At 66.6% G+C, this 4,287-nt stretch carries 5 protein-coding genes and 1 pseudogene; 3 read left to right on the top strand and 3 right to left on the bottom strand.

Annotated features, from left to right (window positions below; genetic code table 11):
• Positions 1 to 106 precede the first annotated feature (106 nt).
• Together U9978_RS24075 and U9978_RS14375 are read right to left on the bottom strand one after the other, a co-directional pair.
• Complete coding sequence (locus tag U9978_RS24075) at positions 107 to 298, bottom strand: hypothetical protein (RefSeq protein WP_416210966.1); 192 nt, start codon at positions 296 to 298, stop codon at positions 107 to 109.
• Positions 299 to 408: 110 nt separating this feature from the next.
• Positions 409 to 639 (bottom strand): DUF433 domain-containing protein, encoded by a 231-nt coding sequence (locus tag U9978_RS14375; protein WP_322751799.1) that lies wholly within the window; start codon positions 637 to 639, stop codon positions 409 to 411.
• Positions 640 to 1,297: 658 nt separating this feature from the next.
• Between U9978_RS14375 and U9978_RS14370 the strand changes: the two genes are divergently transcribed.
• Entirely contained in the window at positions 1,298 to 1,645 is a 348-nt protein-coding gene (locus U9978_RS14370; protein WP_322761619.1) for a hypothetical protein, read from the top strand.
• Positions 1,646 to 1,770: 125 nt separating this feature from the next.
• Positions 1,771 to 2,022 (top strand): annotated as a pseudogene (locus U9978_RS14365) (transcriptional regulator); the annotation flags it as partial.
• Between the two features lie 207 nt (positions 2,023 to 2,229).
• Here the strand turns inward: U9978_RS14365 and U9978_RS14360 are convergent.
• The gene (locus tag U9978_RS14360) at positions 2,230 to 3,447 is read right to left on the bottom strand and encodes a helix-turn-helix transcriptional regulator (protein WP_322761618.1); all 1,218 of its coding nucleotides are present in this window, start codon (positions 3,445 to 3,447) and stop codon (positions 2,230 to 2,232) included.
• Positions 3,448 to 3,501: 54 nt separating this feature from the next.
• Here U9978_RS14360 and U9978_RS14355 point away from each other — a divergent pair, with 54 nt between their 5' ends.
• Positions 3,502 to 3,948, top strand: a complete 447-nt coding sequence (locus tag U9978_RS14355) for a GNAT family N-acetyltransferase (protein WP_322761617.1) — start codon at positions 3,502 to 3,504, stop codon at positions 3,946 to 3,948.
• Positions 3,949 to 4,287 lie beyond the last annotated feature (339 nt).

Below are 4,287 nucleotides of genomic sequence, written 5' to 3'. Positions count from 1 at the left end.
TGACAGCGTGGTTGCTACAAAGCGATCAGAACATTGCCTTGCTGCGCTGGTCGGACTCTGCCGTCCGTGCTCGTCCGTCGGCTCGGCTTTCAGTTTGGCTGCCACCTCAGGGAATCAGTGGCAGCTGCCGGATGCGGATGAGGCGGTCGGTCAGCACGACCATGCTTCCGGATTGGAGGGCGTCGGCGAGTTGGTCGAGGTTGACGAGCAGGAGACGTAGCTGTTCCGCCGGGCGTCGTCCGCCCTCGCGGCGGAAGAGGATGACGGACGGGCTGCCTGCCCCTGACTGCGCGAGGATGCCGCCGAAGTCGGTGTCCGCAGATACGGGCGTCCGGTCGTCTGGCCTGGCGCAGACCCTCGGCGAGGCTGTCGGACAGGTTGTTGTCGAGGAGGAACCGCACGTCGAGGTCAGGCGGGGATGACGAGGGGGAGCTGGCGTTCGAGTACCGCCTCGGCGGCAAACCGGAGGGCTTCGCGCACGTCTTCCCGGTTGAGGTCGGGCAGCTCTGTGGTGACCTCGTCGATGGTCATGCCATCCGCGATCATGCCGACGACGGTGGCAACCGGTATGCGGAGCCCACGTACGCATGGAACACCGCCCATCTGCGCGGGGTTCACGGTGATCCGAGTGAAGTGCACGGCGCCTCCTCTGTCACCTCCAGGATATGGCGATCACGTGCGGCAGTCTGTTGGCTCGGCGGGAGCTGCCTCGGGTAGCTCTGCTGTTCGGTCACGTCATGTGTAGCCGATGCTCGACCTTCTGCTACAAGACGATCAAAAGCCCGCGCCCTTGGCGGGCTGCGGGGCTCTGATGTGCTGCGATGCGAGTGCGCTTGGACGGACTCGAACCCCCAATCTTCTGATCCATACAGGGTGTTGCATGAATTGATTGGCGGGTGGGGGTCTGTATGGGGTCGATGCCGAGACACAGCAGATGCGACGAAGGCGGAGCGACGTCGGTGTGGTTATTCAACGTGGTCGGTGACCTTGACGGCAGTCAGACTTACAGCGCCCGGCAAACGGCGATATGTCACCAGCGTTTCTATGGTACCCCGTACTACCTGGCAAGGCGCAAGGGCTTGAAATATGCCCGAACGTGTCTTCCATTCTGGGTAACGGTCCTGCCACGCTTTGAATTAGGCGCCCGGGGTTGGGTATGAGGAACGCACTCCCCGGCTCCGGGCGCCCGCCAGGTTGGTGATGATTCATAGCGTCTGGAGGGGTCATGTGCAGGGAATGCAGATGTACGGGAAGCCGGGTGGTGAGACCACGCCCGCCATGGCCGCGGGTGGGCGGGTTGGACACGAAAGGACCAAGGGCTTTCCCGCCGGTTGTCAGCTGGCCGGTGCAGGTGGCGGCAGAGCTCGAGGCCATGTTCGGTGGCGAGCTGGAGGTACGGGAGGCGCCAGCGGATGAGGCGGGGACGGTATTGACTTCCCCGCTGCGGTACCGGTTGGAGCTGGCGATCGGGGCGGCGGAGGTTCAGGGGCGGACAGCGTGCGCGACGTTGGCGGCGGTGGCTGGCCAGTTGTCCGGGGTGGAACCGGGGGAAGTCGCGGGGATCGTGGAGTGGGTTGATGCGGTGACTGAGGAGTTGGGACGCCTGACAGCGACGATGGCGCGACTCGTGAGGCGGCGGCCGTGACGGGGGTAACGGTTCCGGAGACCGGTACAGCGACGACAGTAACGGACGACTTTACCGAGTCGGCTGAGGCTTGCGGGTCGAGACGGTTAGAGAACGAGAAAAATACCATCGGGTGTGAGCTGCGGATGCACCCGTTGGCACGGGTCCGGGCGGCCCGGGGGTGGTCGTACCAGCAGTTGGCGCGGGTGATTGCCCGGCAGGCCCGGCAGATGGGGGTGCCGAATATGGCGGCAGAACGACAGAAGCCGTGGCGCTGGGAGCACAAGGGGGTGGTGCCGGACCAGTTATCGCAGCGGGCATTAGCCACACTGCTGGGGGTGCCGACGGAGGTGATGGTGGCGCATCCGTGGCCGGCGTGGTTGCCGGTGGACGATGATCCGGCGGTGCTGCGGACAATGGATGTGTCGTTATTGCGGAAGAGGCTCCGGTTGGCGGTCCGGGCGTTGGAGGAGGTTGAGGCCATGGGGGTGGAGGCGGCGGCCCGGATTGTGGGGCCGGTGCTGGTGGCGCTTACGGGCGGGGAGGGCACGGTGGAGCTGGAAGGCGAAACGGGATGATGGGCGTGAACGGTCCCCGTTTCGGTCTTACGGCCGTACCCCGATGTAGTCGGCGAGTTCGGCGAGGCCGACGTTTTTGGCACGGCGGATGCTGGTGGCGTCGAGGAGGTCGCGGACGACGTGGCGGGCGAGACGTTGGTTTTTGAGCCACTCGGGAGCGGCGTCGCGGACGGTTTGCAGGGTCTTGACGGAGGTTTCGTAGTTGCGGGTAGCCACGGAGGCTTCGGCTACGGTGAGGAGGTGGCGCATTCGGGTGACGAGCTGGATGTGATCGCTGGTGGGGATTTGGCGGGCAAGGTGGAGGGCGTGGTCGGCGTCGCCGGTGGTCATGGCGTTTTCGACTTCGATGGCGGCGACGGTGGTGGGGCCGAAGGAGGACCAGTGCTGGTCGTAGTCAAAGCGGTCGTGGGCGAGCCGTGCGGCGGCGGACCGGGCGAGGGTGAGGAGATCCCGGGAGGCTGCGGGCCGGTTGTTGCGGGCAGCGGCGGCTGAGGCTTCTACGAGGAGGCGGCCCCAGATGGCGATGTGGGCGGGGCTGGATCGGCTGATGGAGGGCTCGATGGCTTCCGCAGTACGGACGGTGACGTCTTCGGCGTCGTCGAAGCGGCCTTGGCGGATGAAGATCCAGCCGAGGTGGTAGATACCGGAGGCATGGAGGATGGGGTCACCGGCTTGTTGGGCGGCGGTGATGGCCCGGATGATGGCGTCGTAGGCGAGGTCTTCATGGCGGAACTGGGCGAGGACGGTGCCGGTGGTGAGGTAGGCCCGGGCCAACAGGTGTTGAGCGCCTAGGCCATCTTGGCCCTGGTAGTGGTCGGCGGCGGCCTGGGCGGAGCTGATGAGGGGCGGGAGCTCGGCGAGGGTATCGGTGTAGCGGCAGTGCAGGCCGGTGCGGCTTACGGCGCTGATGGACGCCTTGAGATCATTGAGGGTGGGCAGGTCGTCGATGGAGGACGGGGCGCCGGGAGCGGGAGCGAGGATGCGACGGAGGGCGACAAGGCTCGCGGAATCCCCGTTGGTGTCTGGGTCCAGCTCGGCACCTGGGCCGAAGAGTTCAGAGGTTGTGACGCCGAGGGCGCGGGCCAGGGCGTGAAGGGTGCTGACACGGGCGCTGGTCCGCTGGCCTTGCTCGAGTTTGAAAATGGTGGCGACGGAGACACCGGCGGCTTGGGCTAACTCCTCTTGGGTGAGGCTGCGCCGGCGACGGACTTGGGCGAGGCGGTCGCCGAGGGATTGCTCGGCCATCGAGCCCTCCAGGGTGTGCGGTTGGTGACACTGTAGATCGTAGGCTCGCATGTCGTGACTGATGAGATCCGCGAGATCCTGCCCCCGCACACCGGCTCCGCGTTTCTCGCCATGGCGGCGCTGCGTCCGGCGTTACGGGACGAGGCCACGTTCGTCCGGCTCGTTGACGACGTGCAGCGCGCCGAGGGTTACCGGCTGGTCGGCGTGTTCGAGCCGGCTGGTGCTGCGGCGAGAGCGGTGGCGGGATTCCGGGTCGGGCATGCCCTGTCCTTTGGGCGCTACCTGTATGTGGACGACCTTTCGACGCTCGGGGACGCCCGCCGGCGGGGATACGGCGGGCGTCTTCTCGAATGGCTGTTCACCGAGGCTCGACGTCTCGGATGTGATCAGGTGCGGCTGGACTCAGGTGTCGGCCCGACGCGCACGGACGCTCATCGGCTGTACATGAACACAGGTATGGCCATCGCCGCGCACCACTTCACCCACGTTCTCGACGGATAGCCCCGGACGGGGCGAACGGCAGAAGCCGAACCCGCGTTGCAAACGTGGGAAACCTGCGGTGCGGCCGGTGCTGACCAGGGTTCACGCGCTCCGGCCCAGGTCCGCGGCGGTTCGATACCGGCTATATCTCCCCATTCCGACCCGATGGTCACCGGTGCTACCGGCACGCGGCGGGCACGTCGTCCGGTCAAGGGCGCCTCGCCAGGGCAGCACGCTTAGAGCGACCGGCAATAGGGGACGCGGCGTCGCGGGGCTGGGGCACGCACCTCGCCTCGTTGTCGTCGGTCGACACCCAACACCAGGGTGTCTCCCTCCTCCGCCTCGCGATCTACGTGCCCC

Source organism: Protofrankia sp. Cr2 (assembly GCF_963555885.1).
GTDB lineage: Bacteria > Actinomycetota > Actinomycetes > Frankiales > Frankiaceae > Protofrankia.
The sequence above is the reverse complement of the archived record's forward strand: the minus strand, read 5'-3'. Positions and strand labels throughout refer to the sequence as shown.